The 22,805-nt window shown below is 71.9% G+C and carries 21 protein-coding genes and 1 pseudogene; 12 read left to right on the forward strand and 10 right to left on the reverse strand.

Features of this window, described 5'->3' with window-relative positions; translation table 11 throughout:
- Both ACQKIP_RS11475 and ACQKIP_RS11480 read right to left on the reverse strand, forming a co-directional pair.
- Positions 1–648 (reverse strand): MFS transporter (locus ACQKIP_RS11475; RefSeq protein ID WP_427742866.1); only part of this gene is annotated, 648 nt, incomplete at its 3' end.
- Positions 645–1,337, reverse strand: a complete 693-nt coding sequence (locus ACQKIP_RS11480) for a winged helix-turn-helix domain-containing protein (protein ID WP_365855100.1) — start codon at positions 1,335–1,337, stop codon at positions 645–647. The genes ACQKIP_RS11475 and ACQKIP_RS11480, both read right to left, overlap by 4 nt.
- A 148-nt stretch (positions 1,338–1,485) precedes the next feature.
- Between ACQKIP_RS11480 and ACQKIP_RS11485 the strand changes: the two genes are divergently transcribed.
- Positions 1,486–3,138 (forward strand): GMC oxidoreductase, encoded by a 1,653-nt coding sequence (locus tag ACQKIP_RS11485; RefSeq protein WP_365855102.1) that lies wholly within the window; start codon positions 1,486–1,488, stop codon positions 3,136–3,138.
- Positions 3,139–3,163: 25 nt separating this feature from the next.
- Here the strand turns inward: ACQKIP_RS11485 and ACQKIP_RS11490 are convergent, their stop codons facing one another.
- The 4 genes from ACQKIP_RS11490 to ACQKIP_RS11505 form a co-directional block, all read right to left on the reverse strand.
- Positions 3,164–3,643 (reverse strand): carboxymuconolactone decarboxylase family protein, encoded by a 480-nt coding sequence (locus ACQKIP_RS11490; protein WP_361186089.1) that lies wholly within the window; start codon positions 3,641–3,643, stop codon positions 3,164–3,166.
- A 5-nt stretch (positions 3,644–3,648) separates the two neighbouring features.
- Positions 3,649–4,728 carry an NAD(P)H-dependent amine dehydrogenase family protein gene (locus ACQKIP_RS11495; RefSeq protein WP_365855104.1) on the reverse strand — a complete coding sequence of 360 codons (1,080 nt, stop codon included), beginning with the start codon at positions 4,726–4,728 and terminating at the stop codon, positions 3,649–3,651.
- 92 nt (positions 4,729–4,820) lie between these two features.
- Positions 4,821–5,336, reverse strand: coding sequence for a lytic polysaccharide monooxygenase auxiliary activity family 9 protein (locus tag ACQKIP_RS11500; protein ID WP_365855106.1), 516 nt, complete (start codon positions 5,334–5,336; stop codon positions 4,821–4,823).
- A 189-nt stretch (positions 5,337–5,525) separates the two neighbouring features.
- Positions 5,526–6,074, reverse strand: coding sequence for an FABP family protein (locus tag ACQKIP_RS11505; RefSeq protein WP_365855108.1), 549 nt, complete (start codon positions 6,072–6,074; stop codon positions 5,526–5,528).
- A gap of 167 nt (positions 6,075–6,241) precedes the next feature.
- Here ACQKIP_RS11505 and ACQKIP_RS11510 point away from each other — a divergent pair, with 167 nt between their 5' ends.
- The 6 genes and pseudogenes from ACQKIP_RS11510 (at position 6,242) to ACQKIP_RS11535 (ending at position 12,487) form a co-directional block, all read left to right on the forward strand.
- Complete coding sequence (locus ACQKIP_RS11510) at positions 6,242–6,625, forward strand: ATP-binding cassette domain-containing protein (RefSeq protein ID WP_365855785.1); 384 nt, start codon at positions 6,242–6,244, stop codon at positions 6,623–6,625.
- Positions 6,622–8,316 (forward strand): ABC transporter ATP-binding protein, encoded by a 1,695-nt coding sequence (locus tag ACQKIP_RS11515; protein ID WP_365855110.1) that lies wholly within the window; start codon positions 6,622–6,624, stop codon positions 8,314–8,316. The genes ACQKIP_RS11510 and ACQKIP_RS11515 overlap by 4 nt, the downstream gene beginning before the upstream one ends.
- Positions 8,313–10,157, forward strand: a complete 1,845-nt coding sequence (locus tag ACQKIP_RS11520; RefSeq protein ID WP_365855112.1) for an ABC transporter ATP-binding protein — start codon at positions 8,313–8,315, stop codon at positions 10,155–10,157. Before ACQKIP_RS11515 ends, ACQKIP_RS11520 begins: the two co-directional genes overlap by 4 nt.
- Positions 10,158–10,199: 42 nt before the next feature.
- A pseudogene (locus ACQKIP_RS11525) lies at positions 10,200–10,759 on the forward strand (iron-siderophore ABC transporter substrate-binding protein); the annotation flags it as partial.
- Positions 10,760–10,774: 15 nt separating this feature from the next.
- A complete protein-coding gene (locus ACQKIP_RS11530) occupies positions 10,775–11,311 on the forward strand; it encodes an NUDIX hydrolase family protein (RefSeq protein WP_365855114.1) in 537 nt (178 codons plus the stop codon).
- A 117-nt stretch (positions 11,312–11,428) separates the two neighbouring features.
- Entirely contained in the window at positions 11,429–12,487 is a 1,059-nt protein-coding gene (locus tag ACQKIP_RS11535; protein ID WP_365855116.1) for a YncE family protein, read from the forward strand.
- Between the two features lie 36 nt (positions 12,488–12,523).
- Here the strand turns inward: ACQKIP_RS11535 and ACQKIP_RS11540 are convergent, their stop codons facing one another.
- A complete protein-coding gene (locus ACQKIP_RS11540; protein ID WP_427742882.1) occupies positions 12,524–13,213 on the reverse strand; it encodes an esterase/lipase family protein in 690 nt (229 codons plus the stop codon).
- A 96-nt stretch (positions 13,214–13,309) separates the two neighbouring features.
- Positions 13,310–14,047, reverse strand: coding sequence for a FadR/GntR family transcriptional regulator (locus ACQKIP_RS11545; protein ID WP_365855120.1), 738 nt, complete (start codon positions 14,045–14,047; stop codon positions 13,310–13,312).
- Positions 14,048–14,272: 225 nt separating this feature from the next.
- On the opposite strand from ACQKIP_RS11545, the gene ACQKIP_RS11550 reads away from it, so the two are divergent.
- From ACQKIP_RS11550 to ACQKIP_RS11565, 4 genes are all read left to right on the forward strand, one after another.
- Positions 14,273–15,526, forward strand: coding sequence for an SLC13 family permease (locus ACQKIP_RS11550; RefSeq protein ID WP_365855122.1), 1,254 nt, complete (start codon positions 14,273–14,275; stop codon positions 15,524–15,526).
- Between the two features lie 70 nt (positions 15,527–15,596).
- Positions 15,597–17,048 carry an acyl-CoA synthetase gene (locus tag ACQKIP_RS11555; protein ID WP_365855124.1) on the forward strand — a complete coding sequence of 484 codons (1,452 nt, stop codon included), beginning with the start codon at positions 15,597–15,599 and terminating at the stop codon, positions 17,046–17,048.
- Positions 17,041–18,417, forward strand: coding sequence for a carboxyl transferase domain-containing protein (locus ACQKIP_RS11560; protein WP_365855126.1), 1,377 nt, complete (start codon positions 17,041–17,043; stop codon positions 18,415–18,417). The genes ACQKIP_RS11555 and ACQKIP_RS11560 overlap by 8 nt, the downstream gene beginning before the upstream one ends.
- A gap of 106 nt (positions 18,418–18,523) precedes the next feature.
- Positions 18,524–19,573, forward strand: coding sequence for an NAD-dependent epimerase/dehydratase family protein (locus ACQKIP_RS11565; protein ID WP_365855129.1), 1,050 nt, complete (start codon positions 18,524–18,526; stop codon positions 19,571–19,573).
- Between the two features lie 406 nt (positions 19,574–19,979).
- Here the strand turns inward: ACQKIP_RS11565 and ACQKIP_RS11570 are convergent, their stop codons facing one another.
- Together ACQKIP_RS11570 and ACQKIP_RS11575 are read right to left on the reverse strand one after the other, a co-directional pair.
- Complete coding sequence (locus ACQKIP_RS11570; RefSeq protein WP_365855132.1) at positions 19,980–21,092, reverse strand: sensor histidine kinase; 1,113 nt, start codon at positions 21,090–21,092, stop codon at positions 19,980–19,982.
- Positions 21,093–21,098: 6 nt separating this feature from the next.
- Positions 21,099–21,899 carry a response regulator transcription factor gene (locus tag ACQKIP_RS11575; RefSeq protein WP_365855134.1) on the reverse strand — a complete coding sequence of 267 codons (801 nt, stop codon included), beginning with the start codon at positions 21,897–21,899 and terminating at the stop codon, positions 21,099–21,101.
- A gap of 115 nt (positions 21,900–22,014) precedes the next feature.
- Between ACQKIP_RS11575 and ACQKIP_RS11580 the strand changes: the two genes are divergently transcribed.
- Positions 22,015–22,785, forward strand: a complete 771-nt coding sequence (locus tag ACQKIP_RS11580; RefSeq protein ID WP_427742873.1) for a glycosyltransferase family 2 protein — start codon at positions 22,015–22,017, stop codon at positions 22,783–22,785.
- Positions 22,786–22,805: the final 20 nt, after the last annotated feature.

Raw genomic sequence — 22,805 nt, forward strand, 5'->3', positions numbered from 1 at the left:
CCAGCGCAGCCCGGCCGTGAAGTGCCCCTTGGTGACCGGTTCGGGCTGGGGCTCGACGGGTTTGATGGACGCCAGCTGGCGGGCCGAGACCAGATAGGTGAGGGCGTCGGCGACCAGGGTGAAGGGGGCGGTGAGCACCTGCACCAATACGCCGCCGATCCCCGGACCGGCCAGCCAGGACATCGAACGGCTGCCGCTCAGCAGGGAGTTTGCCTGCACATAGCGCTCGGTCTCGACGAGGGACACGAACAGGGTGGCGTTGCAGACGTCGAAGAGCACGGTCAGCGCGCCGACCCCGAAGGCAATCGCGTAGAGCTGCCCGAGCGTGAGGGCGTCGAGCAGATAGGCGAGAGGCAGGGTGAGGACGAGGGCCGCGCGGGCCAGGTCGGCGGCGATCATGGCGCGCCTGCGCCGGGCCTGCCGGTCGGCCCACGCGCCGAGCGGCAGACTCAGGAGCAGCGTGGGCAGCAGCCCCGCGACCTTGAGCCAGCCCATCTCGGCGGCGTCGGCGCCAAGGACGAGCACGGCGGCGAGCGGGATGGCGATCAGCGAGATCTCGTCGCCGATCAGCGAGACGGTCTGCCCGGTCCAGTAGCGCCGGAAGCTCCGCTCGCGCAGGAGGCCGGGTATCCGCTCCCGGAGCTTCATCTGCCGGTCCCGGTACTGCCGCCGTCGTCCCCTGCCTCGTCCGGGGCGCCCTCCTGCGCGGATCCCCCGTCCGGGACCTCCTCGGGGATCTCCCGGTCGACGAAGGCGAGCCGCAGCACGCTGACGGGGCGCGCGCCCTCGGGCCGGTCGCCCGCCGCCCGGTCCTCGTAGGGCTGGAGGAGTGCGTCGATGCGCTCGCTGATGCCGGTCAGCTCCCCGGGGGTGAGGTGGAGGAGCGAGTCGCTGAACTGCTCGGCCTCGCGCCAGGCACGCGGCAGCCGGCGCCGCTGCTCCATGGCCCGCACGGCACGGTCGAAGTACCGCTGGGCGACCGCCGCACTGAGCGCGTCCGAAGCCTCGGCCACGGACGCGTCCTCGCTGTAGCCGGGCCAGTCGGTGAACCGGGCCGTCGCGCGCCACGGCTTCTCGCGGCCACGGCCGCCGGGCGCCACCTCGACCAGCCCGTACTTCGCCAGTATCCGCAGGTGGTACGAGCAGCTGGCCACGGATTCGCCGGTCAGCTCGGCGGCCCGGGTGGCCGTGAAGGGCCCGCTCCGGCGCAGCAGGCCGACCAGCGACATGCGGGTGGGGTGGGCGTAGGCGCGCAGGGCGCGGGGGTCGGTGAGGCGGATGCTGCGCGGCGGGGAGTCGCTCCCGGCCGCGTCGGCGTGATCAGGGGTCTCCGGCATGATGTAAAGGTATCTTTAGAAAGACTTCTTTACAAGGGTCGCTCCACCGGCACAAGATCGGACAGAAGTTACCTCTAGGTATGCAGTGACTTAATAAGCCAGTAGCAGTAGAACTCGTTCCCATTCCTACGAGAGTGAGGAACATCACATGAGTGGCACTACCATGCGTATTACTGGCTCAGAGGGTGTGACGCGGCGAAGATTCATTGCTGGAACTGGTTCTATTCTTGGCGCCGTCACGCTCTCCGCCCAGGCCCTCCCCGCCGCCGCACAGGCGGAGCCCGCAGCAGCCGCAGCCGGACCCATCGGGGACGGGGCCCGGGTCCCCGTACTGATCATCGGCACCGGGTACGGCGGCTCCGTGGCCGCCCTGCGCCTGGCCCAGGCGGGCGTCGACGTCCACATGATCGAAATGGGCATGGCCTGGGACACCCCCGGCTCGGACGGCAAGATCTTCGCCCACACGACCTCGCCCGACGGCCGCTCCTACTGGCTGCGCACCAAGACCAAACAGCCCCTGAGCAACTTCCTCGGCTTCCCGATCGACAAGAACATCCCCCGCTACACCGGCATCCTCGACGCCGAGGAGATGGGCGGGATCATCGTCTACCAGGGCCGCGGCGTCGGCGGCGGCTCCCTGGTCAACGGCGGCATGGCGGTCACGCCCAAGCGCGAGAACTTCGGCGCCATCCTCCCGTCGGTCAACGCCGACGAGATGTACTCCACCTACTACCCCCGCGCCAACGCCGGTCTGGGCGTCAGCCTCATCGACCCGGCCTGGTTCGACAGCGTCGACTGCTACCAGTACTCGCGGGTCGGCCGAAAGCACGCCCAGCGCTCCGGCTTCCCGTTCGTCTTCGTGCCCGGTGTCTACGACTGGGACTACATGAAGCAGGAGGCGGCAGGCACGGTCCCCAAGTCGGCGGTCTCCGGCGAGATCCTCTACGGCAACAACTACGGCAAGAAGTCACTCCAGAAGACCTACATCGCCAAGGCCACCGCGACCGGCAGGGTCACCATCTCCCCGCTGCACAGGGTGACTTCGGTCCGCCCCGCGTCCGGCGGCGGCTACACCGTCGTCATCGAGCAACTCGACACCGGCGGCGCCACCACCGCCACCAAGTCCGTGACCGCGGCCAAGGTGTTCTTCGCGGCCGGCAGCGTCGGCACCAGCAAACTGCTCGTCAAGCTGAAAGCCACCGGCGCGCTGCCGAACCTCAACGGGGAGATCGGCAAGGGCTGGGGCGACAACGGCAACGTCATGTGCGGCCGGGCCAACCACATGTGGGACGCGACCGGCAAGGTCCAGTCGTCCATCCCCACGGGCGGCATCGACAACTGGGCGGCCGGTGGCGCCTTCGCCGAGGTCGCGCCGCTGCCCACCGGGATCGAGACCTACGCCTCGTTCTACCTCTCGATCACCAAGAACCCCAACCGCGCCGCCTTCACCTGGAACGCGGCGGCGGGCAAGGTCGACCTCAACTGGCAGACGGCCTGGAAGCAGCCGTCCATCGACGCCGCCAAGACCATCTTCGACAAGATCAACTCAAAGGAGGGGACGATCTACCGCACCGATCTGTTCGGCACGTACAAGATCTGGGGCGACCATCTCACGTACCACCCGCTCGGCGGCGCGGTCCTGAACAAGGCGACCGACAACTACGGTCGCCTGCACGGCTATTCAGGGCTCTACGTCATCGACGGCTCGCTGATCCCCGGCAACACGAGCGTCAACCCGTTCGTCACCATCACGGCGCTCGCCGAGCGCAACATCGAGAAGATCATCGCCACGGACGTGTAGCGACACCCCCTGACCGGACGAGGAGTCAGTGCCCGGGCAGGACGCACACCGCATCGAGGCCGAGCACGTGGTTGAGCCGGCCGAACGCCAGCCAGGAACCGATGCTCATGCTCAGTTCCACGATCTCGCGCTGGCTGTAGTGCGCGGTCATCCGCGTCCAGAACTCCTCGTCGAGGCCGTGGTGATCCAGGGTGTACCGCTCGGCGTACTCGGCGGCAAGGCGTGTCCTGTCGTCGAACGCGTCGGTGGTGCGCCACTGGGTCACCGCCTCGGCGAACTCCTCCTCGACCTTCTGCCCCTCGCGCTCGGTCCGCCAGTCCAGGCAGAACAAGCACCCGTTGATCTGCGCGACGCGCAGCCGGGCGGCCTCGAACTCCCGCAGCCCCAGGGTCGTGTGCTCGTACACCGACAGCGAGAAGTTCGCCGCGGCCATGCCGATCCCGGGGACCATGTCGCCCCACACGTACCCGATCGGCTCCTGCCCCTCGGGGATGTCTATGTGCATGGCGCTCATTGCTTGCTCCTTCCGAGCTTGCCGGTGGCCGGGCGCAGGGGGACGTCGAGCGCGTCGTAGAGTCCGGGTTCCGCCTCGACGAGCCAGTCGATGGCGCCGACCAGGCGGCCGACCGCGGTGGCGTTGCCGCCCGCCGACCGGTTCTCGCCCTCGTCGGTCGCCTCGACCGTCACCTGGATGCGCGGACGTCCCTCGATGATCACCCGGTGCGCGCCCGCGCCGTCGGGCGGCGCGGGCCAGTCCGGTGCGCAGGAGGGGTGGATGCGGGTGATGTGTTCGATGACGATGCGGGGTACGCCCCCGACGATGCCCTGCACCTCGAACCGCACCGCGCCCTGGGTGCCCGCGTCGAAGTCGCCCATCGTCCGTGTGCTCACCGCGGTGTCGAGCGCGCGCCGCTCCAACGTCTCGCGTATGTCGTCGAGTTCGACGCCGAGCGCCCTGGCCATCAGCCGGAGCTGACCGCCCCACACCATGGTCGGGATGGTCTCGGCGAGCATCAGGGGCTCGTAGTCCATCGGATGCCCCATGCCGATCAGGTGGCGTACGGAATCCTCCTGGTCGTACGTGGAGTAGTCGAAGATCTCCTGGCAGCGGACCTCGTCGATGGTGCTGCCCAGACTGCTGACGAGCAGCGGAAGGACGTCGTTGCCCCAGCCGGGGTCGACGCCGGACACAAAGAGGGAGCCGCCGCCTTCCGCGACCGCCGCGACGAGCGGGTCGCGCAGTTCGGGCGGGGCGTTGCGCTGGTCGTAGAGCGCGTAGAGCGCGGGGGTGACGACGACGGCTCCGGCCCGGATCGCCCTGCCGATGTCCTCGAGGGCCTCGTCGGGGCGCAGATCGCCGGAGGCCGCGTACACCACGGCGCCGGGCGACGCGGCCAGGACCGCGTCGATGTCGTCGGTGGCGGTGACGCCCGACTGCCCCTCGACACCGGCAAGGTCGGCCGCGTCGCGGCCGACCTTCTCGGGATTGTGGACGAGCACCGCCGTGAGTTTCAGCGCCGGGTGGGCCTCGACGGCACGGATGGCCGCTCGGCCGACATTTCCGGTGCCCCAGACAACCGTGGAAATCATGCGGCGGAGGGTAGCCAGCGGGCGTATCACTTCATAGGGCCATGACCGGAGAGATTTCCGTCAGGGAGCAGCGGTCCGTATGTGCCCGTGCTCTAGCGGATGTTCACGTCGATGCACGCGTAGAAGGCGTTCGACGTGTCGCCGATGTTCCAGATCGCCAGCACCTTGTGCCTGCCGGTGGCGCTGCCGAGGTTGACCTGGTGCGAGACGGTGGCCGGCGGCTGCTGGTTGCCGCCGTCGATCGTGGCGACCTTCGTGCCGTCCACGAAGTACTCGTAGTTCGCGGTGCGGTGTCGTGCGGTGAACGTCCAGGTGAAGGTCTGCGTCCTGCTGACGTTGCTGACCTTCCACCCCTTGCTGTCGTCGTTGAGCTCGGCGAACCTGGCGTTGCCGCCGCTGCAGCTGCGCAGGCCCTTGGGTCCCTCGACGCTCTGGGGTTCCCATTTGATCTCGCCGCACGAGACCGCGCCCGAGGCGCACTGCGCCTGCCGGCTGGCCGGTGCGTTGACGTATCCGTGTGCGCTGGCCGAACCCGTCGGCAGGGTGAGGGCAAGGACGGGTGCCAGGCCCGCACCGATCATGGCGGCCAACTTCCGCTTCTTGTGCATGCGTACTCCTTCACGGCGCTTGAGTGGGGGTGTGCGTGAAGTGCTGGGGCCAGATGTTCGCGATGGCCGATTAGTCCAGACCATAGACTTTGGCGGGCCTCGGTCAAGGCTGCTTTCGGGCCACGTGCGAATGGCTCCCCGGGTACGCCTGCGGGGTACGTCTGTGCGGATACGCCTGTGCGGGTACGCCTATGCCTGCGCCCTGCGCTTGAGCCGTGCCGAGAGGTGGTGCTGCAACGGCTGTCCGACCGCCGCGAGGTCGTGCACGAAGGTGAGGGTGTCCACGGCCGTCAGTTCGTAGCGGCGGCGCGTGGCCTCCACTTCCTTGGCGGTGGGGGTGCGGGCCACCTCGTGGGTGGAGAGGTCGATCGTGCCGTCCACCGCGCGGCCCACCGCGATTTCCGCGATGCCGGTGGGCTGGATGATCAGCGCCTCCACGCGACCGTCGGGCTGCATCCGCCACCAGCCGCTCTCGCGTGCGGACGGCCGCAGCGGTGCGTCGTCGGCATCCAGGAGCCAGGCCCGTGCCTCGTAACGGAGGAAGGGGCGGCCGTCGTGGCTGAAGGTGACCTCCTGGGCGTAGCCGAAGTCCGCCTCGATGGTGGGGTATTCGCCCTGGCCACGGCCGTGCCAGCGGCCAAGGAGACCGAGCACGGGCGCGAGCAGCGGATGCGGCTCCGGCGCCTCGTCCGGCCGGTGGCCGTCACGGTACGGGTACTCCGGTGCGGGGTCGAACACGGTGCGCGCTCCAGGGGGTAGGTGCCGGTGCCGGGAGGAAGCCTAGGGGGCCGCGAGGGTGGTTTCCGTCAGGTGGTGGCAGCGGCGGCAGCGGCGGGAGCTCTCACCGGCGGTGGCCGAAAAGTTAGGACAACCTAAGCGACCGGCCCGGCTGCGGCGGAACACGGATCCCCAAACCACGCTCAAGTCCCGCCTCCCGCAAGGGAGTCGGCTCCCCCGGGCCAGGCGGTGCGGGCCCCGTACCGCCTGGCCGCATCACGGCGATCGTCGGCGCCAACGCCTGCGGCAAGTCCACCCTCCTGCGCGCCCTGGCCCGGCTCCTCGCGCCCCGCGGCGGCGCCGTCCGCCTCGACGGCCGCGCGCGCCGACCGACCTCGCGGACCGCCCCGTCGGCGAATTCTCCGGCCGTCAGCACCAGCTCACCCCGGACCCGGTCAGCGGCACGCCCCTCGTCATTCCCGTGGGACGCCACCACGGGGAAACAATTCCGCGAACTTAGGGTACCCTCACTTAGATTTTCGTTTGTCCGGCCTGGAGAGGGTGGCGGGTGAGTTCTTCAAGTCCGTCGGGGCGGGACGTCCTGAGAGAGTCGATACGGGGGCAGCGGCGCGATGTCGCCGTGGGCTCCGTCCTTGGTTCGGGCCACCAGATAGGCGAGGCGCTCGTCCCCGTCCTGATCGGCGTCGCGATCGACCAGGCCGTCACCGACTCCGACACCGGCGCCCTGCTGATCTGCCTCGGCGTGCTCGCCGTGGGCTATGTGGCACTCGCGCTGAGCTTCCGCTTCGGCGCCATGGCCGGCGAACGCGCCGCGGCCACCGCCGAGCACACCTTGCGCATCCGTCTCGTACGCCGCGTACTGGCCCCCGGCGGCGGCGCCGAGGAAGGCAGGCTGCCCGGAGCGCTCGCCAACATCGCGACCGAGGACGCCAAGCGGGTCGGCGCCGTCAACATGGCCGTGATGTCCGGCATCTCGGCCCTGACCGGCATCCTCACCTGCGCCGTCGTCCTGCTGCGCATGTCGCCGACGCTCGGCCTCGTCGTCCTGCTCGGCACCCCGGTCCTGCTGTGGCTCGGGCATCTGCTGAGCAAGCCCCTCGAAAGCCGCAGCGAGGCCGAGCAGGAACGTGCCGCCCACGCGTCGGCCGTCGCCGCCGACCTGGTGGCGGGGCTGCGGATACTGAAGGGAATCGGCGGTGAGTCGGCGGCCATCGCCCGCTACCGCACCACAAGCCGCGACTCCCTGGGGGCCACCCTGAAGGCGGCGCGCGCACAGGCCTTCCAGAGCGGTGTGGTCCTCGCCCTCACGGGCTGTCTGATCGCCGTCGTGGCCCTGGTGGGCGGCAGGCTGGCCGCCGGGGGCGACATCAGCCTCGGCGAGCTGGTGTCGGCGGTCGGGCTCGCGCTCTTCCTCGTCGGCCCCCTGGAGGTGCTCGCCTGGGTCAACGCCGAGCTCGCCCAGGGCCGGGCATCGGCCGGCCGCGTCGCGGAAGTCCTTGCCACCGCGCCCGCCGTCACCGCCGGAGACCGCAGCCTGCCCCAGCCGGTGCGCGGCGCGGTCCGCCTGGAGGGCGTACGGCACGGCGGGCTGCGCGGCGTGGACCTGGACGTCGCACCCGGCGAACTGCTCGGCGTGGTCGCGACCGACCCCGCGCACGCGGGCGACCTGATGCGCTGCCTGGCCCGGCACACCGATCCCGACGCCGGGACCGTGCGCCTGGACGGCATCGCCCTGCGGGACCTCGACCCGGCCGAGCTGCGCACGGCGATGCTGGTCGCCGCGCACGACGCGGACCTCTTCGAAGGCACCGTCCGCGAGAACGTCACCGCCGCCGCACCCGACGGCAGCGACCCGGAACAGGCGATGGCGGCCGCCGGAGTCACCCAGGTCGCCCAGACCCTGCCGGACGGCGAGCACACGCCGGTCGGCGACCGCGGCCACTCGCTCTCGGGCGGCCAGCGCCAGCGGGTCGCCCTGGCCCGCGCACTGGCCGCCGAGCGGCCGGTCCTGGTGGTGCACGATCCGACGACCGCGGTCGACGCCGTGACCGAGGCCCGTATCGCCGCCGGACTCCGCGAGATCCGCAAGGGCCGCACCACGGTCCTGGTGACCACGAGCCCCGCACTGCTCTCGGTCACCGACCGGGTGGTGCTCCTCGACGCGGGCCGGGTCACCGACACGGCCCCGCACGCAGACCTGATCCAGCGTCATGAGTCCTATCGCGCGGCGGTGTTGGCATGAACGAAAGCACGGAAGGACAGCGGACGGACACCCGCGAGCTGCTCCCCACCGCCACCGCGCCCCGCACCCGCGCCGCGGTCCGCGAACTGGTGCGCCCGCACCGCGGCCTGGCCGTCGGCGGCTTCACGGTGATGATCGCGGCGACCGGTGTGGGGCTCCTCGTCCAGCCGATCCTCGGCCGTATCGTGGACCTGGTGGCCGACCGGCACCCGCCGGGAGACCTGACACCGCCGGTCGTCCTGCTCGTCCTGGTGGCCCTCGTGCACGGCGCGACCACCTCGCTCGGCCTCTCCCTCGTCTCCCGGCTCGGCGAGACCGTCCTGGCGCAACTGCGCGAGCGGTTCGTGGAGAAGGCCCTGCGCCTGCCCCTCGAACAGGTCGAGAAGGCCGGGGCAGGGGACCTCACCGCGCGGGTGACCAGGGACGTCTCGGTGGTCGGCGAGGCGGTGCGCAGCGCCCTGCCCGAGCTGGCCCGTTCCCTCCTCGCCATCGTCCTGACGCTGGCCGCGATGGCGGCGCTCGACTGGCGCTTCCTGGTCGCGGCCCTCCTCGCGGTGCCCGTCCAGGCGTCCACCGCCCGCTGGTACGTACGCCATGCCGTGCCGCTCTACGCCCAGCAGCGCATCGCCACCGGCGCCCAGCAGCAGCAGCTCCTCGACACCATCTCCGGCGCGGGCACGGTGCGCGGATTCCGCATCGAGGAGGAGCACACCGAGCGGGTGACGCGGCGCTCGTCGACCGCGGTCGCGCTGAAGATGCGCGGCATCCGCCTGGTCCTCGACTTCTACAACCGTCTGCACGTGGCCGAGTACACCGGCCTCGCGGCCGTTCTCGTCGCCGGCTTCTTCCTGGTCCGCGCCGACTCGGTGTCCATCGGCACGGCGACCGCCGCCGCGCTGTACTTCCACAGCCTGTTCGCTCCGGTCAACAACGCGCTCGTCCTGCTCGACGACGCGCAGTCGGCGACCGCGTCGCTGGCCCGGCTCGTCGGGGTCGCCGACGAGAAGACCCCGGAGCCCGCGTCCGTACGGGAGGCCCCGGCGGCGCCCGATGCGGCGCCGGACGGCACGGTCACCGTGACCGGCGTCGACCACGCCTACATACCCGGCCGTCCCGTCCTGGAAAACGTGGACCTCACGCTGCGCCCCGGCGAGCGGGTGGCCCTGGTCGGCCCGAGCGGCGCGGGCAAGACCACCCTGGCCAAGCTCATCGCGGGGGTGCACGAGGCGACCTCCGGGTCCGTGCACCTGGCCGGGACCCGGACGCGGGCCGACGGTCTGCCGGTGGCCCTGGTCACCCAGGAGACCCATGTCTTCGCCGGGTCGCTCGCGGACGATCTGCGCCTGGCCCGGCCCGAAGCCACCGACGACGACCTGCGCACGGCACTGGCCGACGTCGAGGCCCTCGACTGGGTCGAAGCGCTGCCCGACGGCCTGGACACCGTGGTGGGCGACGGCGGCCACCGCCTCACCTCCGCCCGGGTCCAGCAACTGGCGCTGGCCCGCCTCATGCTGGCCGACCCGCCGGTGGCCGTGCTCGACGAGGCGACGGCCGAGGCGGGGAGCACCGGCGCGCGCCTGCTGGAGAAGGCCGCGGGCCGGGCGATCGAGGGGCGCACCGCGCTGGTGGTCGCACACCGCCTGACCCAGGCGGCGACCGCGGACCGGATCGTCGTCATGGAGGGCGGCCGGATCGTGGAGAGCGGCACCCACGACGAACTGCGCGCAGGCTCAGGGCCCTACGCCGCCCTCTGGCAGGCGTGGTCCGGCACCCGCACCGCGACCGACAAGACCCCCGGGCACCACGCCGGAACCGACACCACCGTGAGGGACGACGAGTGATGCCCGGTTCTCCACGACTCGTACACCTCGCCACCACGCGACGCCAAGGCGCCGACCGTCCTGAAGGACACCGGCACGGGACCGCAGACGGAGAAGATCGTCGAAGTTCGCGCCGGTGGTGGCCCAGCCCGAGGAGTTCAACGACTTCGGGGTCCCGTGGCAGCAGCAGACCGAGACCATCGGCAAGGCGCTCGGCCAGGAGACCGAGGCGAAGAAACTGGTGACGGGCGTCGAGGCCGAGTTCACGGCCGCGGCCGGGGAGAATCCGGCGTTCGCGAAGGCCGGCGCCGTGATGGCCACCCCGTACGAGGGAATTTTCGCCTTCGGCAGCCAGGACCCCCGCTCGCGCGTCCTCACCGGCCTCGGCTTCACCCTGTCCGGCGGGCTGGACAAGGTCATCGGCGGCCCTCTAAGCCGATCTGGACGTGGCCAGGGAGGACCGCGAGGTCTGTGTCGCCGAGACCAGCAACTACGGCAATTCCGTCTCTTTCGTGTCGGTCCTGAGCCTGCCGTACATGCTGGAACGCCTGGTGCCGCAACTGGCGTCGGCCGTCGACGGCGACACAGCGACCAAGGTGAAGCAGCACGCCGACAGCCAGTGAACGTATGATCAGCCGATGTCTGACACGACCGAAACCACGCCCGGCTGGCTGACCTCCGACGAGCTCGAGCAGGCCCGTGCACGCATGCCGATCCTGTACGTCGAGGCGGTGCCGGTGCGCGTCGACGACAACGGCGAAGTGACCAGCATCGGACTGCTGTTGGGCATGGGGCGGGACGGAGCGGTCAGCCGCTCCCTCGTCTCCGGCCGGGTCCTGCACCATGAGCGGGTCCGGGACGCCCTGCTGCGCCACCTGGAGAAGGACCTCGGCCCCGCGGCGCTGCCCCGCGTCCCGGCCGCGCTCCAGCCCTTCACGATCGCCGAGTACTTCCCGACGCAAGGCATCACACCGTTCCACGACCCCCGCCAGCACGCCGTGTCCCTCGCCTACATCGTCCCGGTGGCCGGCGACTGCCGTCCCCGCCAGGACGCTCTCGACCTGGCCTGGTTCAGTCCGCAGGAGGCCTCGTCCGAGCTGGTCCAGCACGAGATGCCGGGCGGTCACGGCGTGCTCCTCAAGCAGGCCCTCGCGCATGCGGGTTGCCTGTCCTGAACGGAGTTCCTGAACGGAGGTCCTGAGCGGAGGCATGACTAATTAGGTAAGGCTCGGCTAAGTTGATCGGCGAGTGCCTCCCTCCGGAGGCACCTCTGCCAAGGAGATCGACGCAGCATGAGCTCAACCATCCGCCGGGCCCGCCGTTCCACCGCGATCACCCTGTCGCTCGCCGCGGGAAGTGTCCTGGTCCCGACCGGCACCGCGACCGCCGCAACCGCGGGGAACGGCTCCCCCGGCGCCTCGGTGCCGATCAGGCCGGGCCTGTACCAGTCCGCGTACTCCGAGCGGAACGACGCGCTCTGGGTGACCTCCTCGGTGGGCATGCCGCCCGCCACCGTCACCGACTCCAGACTCCTGAGGGTCGACCCGGACACCCTGGAGGTGGAGAAGGCCTACCGGGCGCCGGTCACGGACGCGGCCACCGGTGCGGTCGAGTCGGTCTACGGAGTCGCCGTCGACGACGAGCACAACACCGTCTGGACGACGAACACCCGCGACCACTCCGTCGCCGTGTACAGCCAGCGCACCGGCAAGCGCCTGGCCTCGCTGCCGGGCGTGAACCACGCCAGGGAGATCGTCGTCGACGAGCGGCGCGACACGGTGTGGGCGAGCGCGTTCGGCGACGGCACCCTCGTCGCCTTCGACTCCGGGACCTTCAAGGAGAAGGAACGCGTCACCGTCCCCGGCACCGGACCGACGGGCCTCGCCCTGAACAAGCGGACCGGCTCGGTGTACGCCGCCGACTTCCACGGCGCCCGCATCATCGAGGTCTCCCCCGGCGCCAAGAGCCCGCGGCTCATACCGGCCGGGCAGGGATCGCTCTCCATCGCCCTCTCCAAGAACGGCCGCACCGCCTACACCGCCGACCAGACCTCCGGCACCGTCACGGTCGTCGACCTGCGCAAGGGTGCGGTGACCCGGTCCGTGGCCACCGGCGGCGGCACCAAGTCCGTGGCCGTCGACCGCCGCTCGGGCCACGTCCTCGCGGTCAACCGCACGAGCGCCACCGTCACGATCGTCGACCCGCACAAGGGCGCCGTCGTGAAGTCCGTGCCCACCGGCGCGAACCCCAACCACGTCCACGTGGCCGACGGGCACGCGTACGTGGTCGACAAGTCGGGCTCCGGCCCCGCGGGCGAGGACCTGCTGACCCGCGTCCGCCTGCGGCGCTGACCGCAGGCGCCATCCGCGGGCGCCGGCCACGGGCAACTACCCGCCGAGGAAGTCCCGGACGCCCTGTGACACCCCGTCGTCTCCCAGCAGGTCGTTGTGTTTCAGGCAGCCCGCCGCGTAGTTGGCCGCGCCTGCGATCGGCACGCTGTTGTCCGGGTTGATGACTTCGTCGCAGTTGGACCACCAGGTCGCGTAGGCGACGCCGCCCGGCGTCTCGTCGCCCTCCGCGAGCCCGTCCTGTACGTACGACCCCGGCGTCATGTCACGGCAGGCCTGCGACCAGGCGGCGCAGGCCCAGGCCGTGGCGGTGCCGTGGTTGGGTCCCGCCAGGGAGGCCCAGTGGGCGACCGTCGCGGTGCCGCCGCCGTGCTTGACGTACCAGCGCGTGACGAGGCTGCCGAAGGAGTGGGCGACGACGTCCACCTTGGCGGCGCCCGTCCGGGCGCGCACCTGCTCGACGTACGCGGCGAACCGGCCGGAGAGCACCTCGTTGACCGACTTGCCGGTGTCGTAGCCCCAGGAGAAGAGTTCGGCGTCCGTGTAGCCCGACGCCTTGAAGTCGTCGCGCAGGGAGCCCCATACCCCCGGGTCGGCGTTGTAGCCGTGGACGAAGATCACCGGAGTGCGGGCGGCCACGGGGGCGCGGTCCGCCGCCCGGGCCGTGGTCAGCGGCAGCAGCAGGGCGGCGAGGGCCGCGATGGTCAGCGGTACGGAAGATCGGCGCAGCACAGGTTCCCCTTCGGGCCGGCGGACGTGCCGAGAATGGTGGGGTCTGCGTCGACGAATGAACAGTCCCGTGCGGGAGGGAAGTTACCGCGGGTACTACTCCTCGGGCTGGTCCGGCGCGGGCACGCTCGCCCCGTCCTCCGGGTTCCAGTCCAGGAGCCGTACTTTCGCGACCGTCCGCACGTGCCGGCGCATCGCGGCCGCCGCCGAGCGGCCGCGGCCCGCCTCGATCGCGTCGAGGATCTCGTGATGCTGGGCGAGGGAACGGGCGGGGCGGCGCACCTGGCGCAGTGATTCGTTGCGGCTCTCGGTGATCTGCTCGGCGATGGAGCGCATGAACTCGGCGAGCAGCACGCTGTGCGCGGCCGCGGTCACGGCGGCGTGGAAGAGCCGGTCGCCCTCGGTGCCGTGCCGGCCCTCCTCGATCTCGCGCGCCATGGTGTCGAGGGCGTCCCGCATCGCCCGCAGGTCCTCGTCCGTGCGGCGCTCGGCGGCCAGTTCGGCGAGCTTGGTCTCCAGGGCCTCGCGCGCCTCCAGGACATCGGGCAGCCTCCGCTTGCGCTCCACGAGCCGCTCCACGGGCTCGGCGTCCAGGCTGTCCTTGACCAGATAGGTGCCGCCGCCGTGGCGCACCTCGACCAGGCCCTGCACTTCGAGCACGACGATGGCCTGCTTGACGGAGGCGCGGGAGACACCGAGGCGCTGTGCCAGTTCACGCTCGGGGGGCAGCCGGTCGCCGGAGCGCAGACCGCCCTCGCCGACGTAGGCGCGCAGCCGGTCGAGCACCTGCTCGTACAGCCTCGTCCTGCCCATGGGGCGCAGCGCGTCAGACATCCCAACCCCCCCATACCGGCCCCCGTGCCGTATTTCGGTCCCCGTGCCGATGGCTTCGCAGCCTAACAGCGGCCGTCACAGTGGACGAGTGGCCAAGTGGTCCAGCCAATTTCTGTCCGATCCCTTGACGGCCGAAACCGATACCCCGACGCTGAGTTCCGCCAACGGCCAAATTGGTTCAGCCACTTGGCCACTGAGGGACGGCCCCAGGGACGGGAGCCCACGATGTCCGCCGAACTCATCTCCATCCTCGTACTCGTGGTGGTCTTCGTGATCGCCACCACCCGCTCCATCAACATGGGCGCGCTCGCCTTCGCCGCCGCCTTCGCGGTCGGCGAGCTGGCCGCCGACCTCGACGCGGACGGCATCTTCGCCGGCTTCCCCGGCGACCTCTTCGTCGTCCTGGTCGGCGTCACCTATCTGTTCGCGATCGCCCGCGCCAACGGCACCACGGACTGGCTGGTGCACGCCTCCATCCGCCTGGTGCGCGGGCGGATCGCGCTGATCCCCTGGGTGATGTTCGTGATCACCGGGGCGCTCACCGCGATCGGCGCGGTCAGCCCGGCCGCCGTGGCGATCGTCGCGCCGATCGCCCTGAGCTTCGCCGCCCGGTACGGAATCAGCCCGCTCCTGATGGGCGCCATGGTGGTGCACGGAGCGCAGGGCGGCGGCTTCTCGCCGATCAGCATCTACGGGTCCATCGTCAACGGCATCGTGGAGCGCGAGAACCTGCCGGGCAACGAAGTCGCCCTCTTCCTCGCCTCGCTGATCGCCAACCTCATCATCGCCGGGATCGTGTTCGTCCTCTTCGGCGGGCTGAAGCTGGGCGGTCGCGACATGGTCGAGGAGTCCGAATCGGCTGCGGAGGACGACGAATCCCGGCTCGATCCGGCCAAGATCGCCACGCTCGCCGCGCTGGTCGCCCTCGTCGTCGCCGTGCTCGGCTTCGACCTCGACGCCGGTCTGAGCTCCATCACGCTCGCCGTGATCCTGAGCGCGTTCTGGCCCGAGTCCAGCCGCCGGGCCGTCGGCGAGATCGCCTGGTCGACCGTGCTCCTGATCTGCGGCGTGCTGACCTACGTCGGCGTCCTGGAAGAGATGGGCACCATCAAGTGGGCAGGTGAGGGCGTTTCCGACATCGGCGTCCCGCTCCTGGCCGCCGTGCTGCTCTGCTACATCGGGGCGATCATCTCCGCGTTCGCCTCCTCCGTCGGCATCATGGGCGCGCTGATTCCGCTCGCCGTGCCGTTCCTGGCCCAGGGCGAGATCGGCGCGGTCGGCATGATCGCGGCGCTGGCCGTCTCCGCCACCGTCGTGGACGTCAGCCCGTTCTCGACCAACGGCGCGCTGGTGCTCGCCGCCGCCCCCGACGTCGACCGGGAACGCTTCTTCCGCCAGCTGATGGTGTACGGCGGGATCATCGTGGCCGTGGTGCCCGCCGCGGTGTGGCTCGTCCTGGTGGTGCCAGGATTCGGGTAGGACGAACCAGCACGGGCCCGGCGCTGCCGGACCGCTTCGCACCGACGCGACAACCTAGGAGATACGCAGCGTGAGCTCTGACCACCCGCCCCTCTTCCCGGCCCTCGTCGCGGGCTCCGACCGCCCCGCCCTGCGCTTCGGCGAACGCTCCCTGACGTACGCCGAACTCGCCGCCGCGGCGGGTTCCCTGGCCGCCTCCGCCGGCTCGGCGCGCCGGGTCGCGCTGTGGGCGACGCCGACGCTCGAAACCGCCGTCGGCGTGGTGGCCGCGCTGCTCGCCGGTGTGCCCGTCGTACCGCTGAACCCGAAGATCGGGGAGCGCGAGCTGGGGCACATCGTCGCGGACAGCGCCCCGTCGGTGGTCCTTGCGGCGCCGGGCGACGAACTACCCGCGCCCCTGAGGGCGTTGGAGCGTACAGACATCACGATCACCTCTGGCGCGACGCCCCCGCAGGCGCCGGTCGAGCCCGGCCCCGAGTCCCCCGCCTTCGTCGTCTACACCTCCGGCACCACCGGCCCGCCCAAGGGCGCGGTGCTGCCCCGGCGGGCCCTCTTTGCCACCCTCGACGCCCTTGAGGACGCCTGGGAGTGGACGTCCGACGACGTGCTGGTGCACGGACTTCCGCTGTTCCATGTGCACGGCCTGATCCTCGGCATCCTGGGTCCGCTGCGCCGGGGCGGCTCGGTGCGGCACCTGGGCCGGTTCTCCGTCGAGGGGGTGCGGCGCGAACTGGCCGACGGGGCGACGATGTTGTTCGGCGTACCCACCATGTACCACCGCATCGCGGAGGCGCTGCCCGCCGATCCGGGTCTCGCCAAGGCGCTGTCCGGCGCGCGGCTCCTGGTGTCGGGATCGGCCGCGCTGCCCGTGCACGACCACGAGCGGATTGCTTCGGCGACGGGCCGCCGGGTGATCGAGCGGTACGGCATGACGGAGACCCTGATGAACACGAGCGTGCGGGCCGACAGCGAACCGCGCGCCGGAACCGTCGGGGTGCCGCTGGGCGGTGTGGAGCTGCGCCTGGTGGACGAGGCGGGCGCCGAGACCTCGGACCCGCGGGAGGTCGGCGAGATCGAGGTGCGCGGCCCGAACCTGTTCACCGAGTATCTGAACCGGCCCGACGCCACCGCCGCCGCCTTCACCGCCGACGGCTGGTTCCGCACCGGCGACATGGCGGTGCGCGACGACGACGGCTATGTGCGCATCGTCGGCCGCAAGGCCACCGACCTGATCAAGAGCGGCGGGTACAAGATCGGCGCCGGTGAGATCGAGAATGCCCTCCTTGAGTATCCGGGTGTCCGCGAGGCCGCCGTGACCGGCGAACCGGACGACGACCTGGGCGAGCGCATCGTCGCCTGGATCGTGCCGACGGACGCCGAACAGCCCCCGGGCGAGAAGGACTTGGCGGACCATGTGGCCGCTCAATTGGCCCCGCACAAGCGTCCGCGGGTCGTGCACTATCTGCCGGAGCTCCCGCGCAACGACATGGGCAAGATCATGAAGCGGTCCCTGCATGCCTGAGCCCCTGCCCGGCCGGTGGACCGCCCGTGCGGCCGTCGCCGCGGTGACCGATCCGGACACCTTCGAAGAACTCCCCGGTGCTGAAGCGAAGTTCGACGACGGACGACGGGACGGTCCGCTCGCCTGGCAGGGGTACGGGGACGCCCGCGCCCGCGCCGGGGAGCGCACCGGCGAACGGGAGTCGGTGGTCTGCGGCACCGCGGCCGTCGGCGGCACGCGAGCGGTGATCGTCTCCTTCGAGTTCGGCTTCCTGGGCGGCTCCCTCGGCGAGCGCACCGGGGACCGCATCGAGGCCGCGCACCGGCATGCAAGGGAGCACCGGCTGCCCGTCGTCTCGCTGATCGCGACGGGCGGCAGCCGCATGCAGGAGGGCATGCGCGCCCTGGTCCAGCTCCAGCGGGTGGCACGGCAGTCCGAGCTCACCGGCGCGGCGGGCCTGGCCCGGATCGCGGTCCTGCGCGATCCGGCCACGGGCGGCGGCTGGGCCACCCTGGGGGCGGGCGCCGACCTGACCCTGGCGCTGCCCGGCAGCCAGATCGGCTTCGCCGGCTCCCGGGTGCGCCCCGCGGACGCGGACCCCGCGGCGTACACCGCGCAGGCCCAGCTGGCGGCCGGGGCCATCGACGAGGTCGTACGACCCGCGGAGCTGCGCGCGGCCCTGGCCCTGCGCCTCAGGCTCCTGTCCGCCCCGAACACGTCCGCCGCCCCCGCTCCCCCGGCACCCGCCGAACCCCCGGCCGCGCTCGGCCGCACCGATCTGCCCGCCACCGGCTGGGAAGCCGTCAGCCGCGCCCGCGACCCCGAACGCCCGCGCGCCACGGCCTACTTGGACGCCTACTTCACGGACAGGGCGCCCCTGCGCGGCGACCGGTGCGGGGGCACGGACCCGGGGATGCTCTGCGGGTTCGGTACGCACGAGGGACGGACGATCGCCTACGCGGCACAGTGCGGGACGGCGACGACTCCCGCCGGATACCGCACCGCGGCCCGGCTCGTCCGGCTGGCGGGGCGGCTCGGCATTCCCGTGCTGACGCTCGTCGACACCCCGGGGGCCGCGAACGGGGCCGAGGCCGAACGGGCGGGGGCGGGGGCGGCGATCGCCGATCTGTTCGCCGCCGTCGCCTGCTCACCGGTGCCGGTCACCTCGCTGGTCATCGGCGAGGGCGGGTCCGGCGGCGCACTCGCCCTCGCGGCGCCGGACAACCTCTGGGCGACGCCGGACAGCTACTTCTCGGTGATCGCTCCCGAGCACGCCGCCGCGATCCTCAAGCGGGGGCACGAGGAGATCCGGTCGACGGCTGAGCAGCTTCGTCTGCGCCCGCAGGATCTGGTCGAACTCGGCGTGGCGAGGGGTGTCGTGACGCGATGAGGGACGTGTTGGGCACCCCGGCGGAGGTTCTTGCGGACCTTACGGACCCGTGACGAAGCCCTGTCGGTGATCGTCCTTGCGGCTCGGCGCGCCTAGCGTGGCCCGTATGCGCGTACTTGTCACCGGCGGCGCCGGGTTCATCGGATCGCACGTGGTCGAAGCCCTCACCGAAAGGGGGCACGAAGCGGTGGTGTTCGACGCGCTGCTGCCGTCCGCCCATTCCGGAGGGGCCCGGCCGCCCGCGGACCGGCCGTGGTCCGTCGCCGACGTCCGGGACCGGGACGCGGTGCGGGAGGCGCTGCGCGGGGTGGACGCGGTCTGTCATCAGGCGGCGATGGTGGGGCTCGGCAAGGACTTCGCCGACGCTCCCGAGTACGTGGGCTGCAACGACCTGGGCACGGCCGTCCTGCTGGCCTCGATGGCCGAGTGCGGGGTACGGGATCTGGTGCTCGCCGGGTCCATGGTGGTGTACGGGGAGGGGCGGTACGAGTGCGCCCGGCACGGGGTCGTACGGCCGGGGCCGCGCGCGGCGGCCGATCTGGACGCCGGGCGGTTCGAACCCCGCTGTCCCGACTGCGGGGCCGAGCTGGCCCCTGGCCTGGTGGCCGAGGACGCGCCCGCCGATCCGCGCAACGTGTACGCCTCGACCAAGTTGGCCCAGGAGCACCTGGCCGCCGCGTGGGCGCGGGCGAGCGGCGGCCGTGCGGTGTCGCTGCGCTACCACAACGTGTACGGCCCCGGCATGCCCCGCGACACCCCGTACGCCGGTGTGGCCTCGTTCTTCCGCTCGTCCCTGGAGCGGGGCGAGGCACCCCGCGTGTTCGAGGACGGCCGCCAGCGGCGGGACTTCGTCCACGTACGGGATGTGGCGGCGGCGAACGCGATGGCGCTGGAGGCGGTGCGCGAGCGGGAGGCGGGGGCGTTCACCGCGTACAACACCGGCAGCGGCGATCCGCACACCGTCGGGGAAATGGCCGGCGAACTGGCGCGGGCGTTCGGCGGCCCGGCCCCGGCGGTGACGGGCGAGTACCGACTCGGCGACGTACGGCACGTCACGGCGGACTCGAGCCGGCTGCGGGCGGACCTGGGGTGGCGAGCGGAAGTGGGCTTCACAGAGGGAATGGCCACGTTCGCGAAGGCACCGCTGCGGGGGTAGGCCTGCGGGGCCTCCGGGCAACGGGGGCCAGGGTGGCAGGTGCGCCCGGGGCAGTGGGGGGAACGGCCGGTACGGGGCAGGTCCGCCGGGGGCCTGCCAGGCGCGGTCCTGGGGCAGGTCCTGCCGGAGGGCGGCGGTTACGGGCCAGGCCCGCCAGGGCCCTGCCGGACACCAGCACTTACACGGGGCGGGCCACCGCGAACCTGCCGGGCAGCGGCGACTACGGGACGCGCCCGCCGAGATCCGGCCCGGCAGCAGCGACACCGGGACAGTCCGCCGAGACCCCACCGGAGAGCGGCGGTTGCGCCGGGGTTGTCAGTGGCGTGGCCCGAAGCGGCAGCCGCCCTGCGTTCGCGAGAGCGCCGCCACGGGGGTCGCACCGCCGGGAACTCCGGCGGAACGGCGGCTACGCCCCTGCCGTCGGCAGCGTTACCTCGAAGCGGCAGCCGCCTGCCACGTTTCGTACGGCCGCCCGGCCCTGGTGGGCCTCGACGATGCCGCGCACGATCGCGAGGCCGAGGCCCGCTCCCGCCGGGGGTGTGCGGGACTGGCTGCCGCGCCAGCCGGTGTCGAAGACGCGGGACAGGTCCTCCTCGGGGATGCCGCCGCAGCCGTCGGTCACGGAGAGGACCACACCGTCCGGGGAGCGCTCCGCGGCCACCGCGACGGTTCCGTCGGCCGGGGTACGGCGGATCGCGTTGATCAGGAGGTTGCCGAGCACGCGGCTCATCTCCTTGCTGTCGACCTCCACCGGCAGTGCCTCCACGCTGTCGCCGACGAGATGCACCCGGTGTTCGCGGGCGAGCGGATCGACGCCCGCGAGCGCGTCGCCCACGAGGTCGTAGACGGAGATGCGGGCGGTCGAGAGGGCCAGCGCGCCCGCGTGGATACGGGAGAGTTCGAAGAGGTCGCCGACCATGGCGTTGAGTCGTTCGACCTCGGTGCGGATCTGGCGCAGGTAGCGGTCGGGGTCGGCGGCGACGCCGTCCTCAAGCGCCTCGGACATCGCCCGCAGGCCGGCCAGCGGAGTGCGCAGGTCGTGCGAGATCCAGGCGACCAGTTCGCGCCGGGAGCGTTCCAGGGCCCGCTCGCGCTCCCCGGCCTCGGCGAGCTTGGCACTGGTCGCCTCCAACTCCCTTGTCAGCTCGGCAAGTTCGGAGCTGACGGGTTCGGACGGGGCCGCAAAGCTGCCGCCCTCGCCGAAGGAACGGGCGGCCAGGGTCAGGGCCTTGCTGCCGGCGACCATCCAGCGGCCGAGCAGCAGCGCCGTGGCGAGGGAGACCACGGCGGCCATCGCCACGACGACGGTGACCACTTGCAGGTCGTGCGGCGACAGGAACATCTCCCACGCCACGGCGAGCGTCCCGGCCAGCATCGCGAGGACGGCGACGGCCGCCACGACGGTCATCGACACCGTGAGGGACCGGTGCCGCAGCAGACGCAGCGTCAGGACGCCGAGCAGCCCGGCGGCCGCCGCCCCGAGGAAGGCGAAGACGGCGATGACGAGGATGTCCTGCACGGGAGATCAGCCTTCGGCTCGGGGCGGCACGGGGTCGCCCGCAGGGTCGCCCGGGTCGGTGGAAGCGTGCACGTCGAGGCGGTATCCCATGCCCCATACCGTCTGGACGAGCCGCGGTCTTGCCGGATCGTCCTCGACCTTGCCGCGCAGCCTGCGGACATGGACGGTGACCGTGGACAGGTCGCCGAACTCCCAGCCCCACACCTCCCGCATCAGCTCCTCCCGGGAGAACGCCTGCCCCGGATGGCGCAGCAGGAAGGTCAGGAGGTCGAACTCCCGCAGGGTGAGCGCGAGCTCCGTCCCCTCCTTCGTCGCGCGACGCGCCGCCGGGTCCACCCACAGCCCCGCGGCGGCCAGCGTGGCCAGGCCCTCGGGGGCGTGTGCGGCGCGGCTGCGCCGCAGCACCGAATCCACCCGCAGGACCAGCTCGCGCGGGCTGAACGGCTTGGTGACGTAGTCGTCCGCGCCCACCTCAAGGCCCAGGATGCGGTCGTCCTCGTCGCCGCGGGCGGTGAGCATGATGACGGGCACCGGCCCCTTGGCGCGCAGGCGGCGGCACACCTCCAGACCGTCCATGCCGGGCAGCATCAGATCCAGGACTACGAGGTCGGGCCGCAAGGCCCCGGCCCGCTCCAGCGCGCCGGGGCCGTCCTCGGCGCGGCCGACCACGTAGCCGCCGCGCTCCAGATAGCCCGCGACGACCTCGGCGACGGTGGGGTCGTCGTCCACGACGAGCACCCGGAGCGTGCCGGGCGCGGCGGCTCCGACGGCTCCGGCGGGCGGGCGTTCCTGCGGTGGTGGCTGCATACGGCAAGCCTCGCACTCCGGGCGCGGGGAGCGGCCGGTCAGGCCTGCTTCCGGTTGCCGATGTCCGTGTTTCGTAAGAACCTCAAGTCCATTATGTCCGGTTCGGATTCATAGGGTGAGTCACATGACCCCCTCTCCCTCCGTAGAACCCGACCTACCCGAGGCTTCTGATGCTCGTGCCGTCCGGGTCGACGTCGTCCTGCCCTGCCTCGACGAGGCCGCGGCCCTTCCGTGGGTCCTGGAACGCATTCCCGAAGGCTGGCGGGCCGTCGTCGTCGACAACGGCTCCACCGACGGTTCGGCGGACATCGCCCGCGCGCTGGGCGCCACGGTCGTGCGGGAGTCGCAGCGGGGCTTCGGGGCCGCCTGCCACGCGGGCCTCACGGCGTCCCACGCGGACATCGTGTGCTTCTGCGACTGCGACGCCTCCCTCGATCCGGGGCTGCTGCGGGCCTTCGTACGCAGGGTGACGGACGGAGAGGCCGATCTGGTCGTGGGCCGCAGGCGTCCGCAGGGACGCGGCGCCTGGCCGCCGCACGCACGCGCGGGCAACGTGGCGCTCGCACGGATGCTGCGGCGGCGTACCGGCGTACGTCTGCACGACATCGGCCCGATGCGGGCGATGCGGCGCGAGGCCCTGGCCGGGCTCGGCCTGACCGACCGGCGCAGCGGCTACCCGCTGCAGATGGTCGTGCGGGCGGCGGACGCGGGCTGGCGGATCGAGGAGCGTGACGTGCCGTATCTGCCGCGCGAGGGCAAGTCGAAGGTCACGGGGACGTGGCGCGGGACGTGGCACGCGGTGCGCGACATGCGGGCGGTGCTCGCGGAACCACCCCGGCCGACTCCCGCCGCCCGCGCGCGCCAGACGTCGGGCGGTGCCGCATGACGACGTACGGCACGACCCTC

It is taken from the genome of Streptomyces sp. NPDC059900 (genome assembly GCF_050270335.1).
Taxonomy (GTDB): Bacteria; Actinomycetota; Actinomycetes; order Streptomycetales; family Streptomycetaceae; genus Streptomyces.